We start from the raw sequence: 597 nt of genomic DNA on the forward strand, positions 1-597 counted from the left end.
TGCCGGCATGAAGCGGACGCTTGCGCCGGAAAGACATCACTGGTCATGCCAGCAGGGCTGACCGTGCTGATGAAGAAGTGAGATGGCTACAACCAATTAATCTGAGGTTTTAAGCGGGAATTAAGCGGAATTGAAAAGAGATGGGTCGGCATGAGAACCTATTTGCCAATACCGGATTTGCCGCGCATTTTGAGGACGCATTACTGCTTTGATCGACTTGAAAGTCCGGAAGGAAAAATCTTTTCGTGGCAAGGGCGGCTCGGCTCCCTGAAAGGCGCGCACCGCCGCAGGCGCTGCCAGGCCCCGCCCCAAACCATGTTAAAGTCCCGCCTTCCCCATTGATTCCCTTGCGCCGCCACACCACGCGGCGTATCTGCCATGAAATTTTCCCATCTCGTCGAAATCAACGATCCGCTCAATCCGCTGATTGAACCGCTATCGCGGGCGCAACTCTGGCGTGGGCTGGTGTTGCGGGCCGAGCAGCCGAAAATGTTCGTGCCGCATCTCGATGCCTGCGACATCCTGGAAAAATCCGCCGCGCAGGTGGAGCGCGAACTGCGCTACGGCGACACCGTGATCCGCGACCGCGTCAGCTAC

1 protein-coding gene is annotated in these 597 nt (G+C 57.5%); it reads left to right on the plus strand.

Going from position 1 to position 597, the window contains the following annotated elements; all coding sequences use genetic code 11:
* Positions 1–378: 378 nt before the first annotated feature.
* A partial coding sequence (locus JK635_RS28225; RefSeq protein ID WP_202653495.1) for an AtaL-like protein occupies positions 379–597 on the plus strand: 219 nt, incomplete at its 3' end.

Source organism: Neobacillus paridis (genome assembly GCF_016765675.1).
Classification (GTDB): Bacteria; Bacillota; Bacilli; order Bacillales; family Cytobacillaceae; genus Neobacillus; species Neobacillus paridis.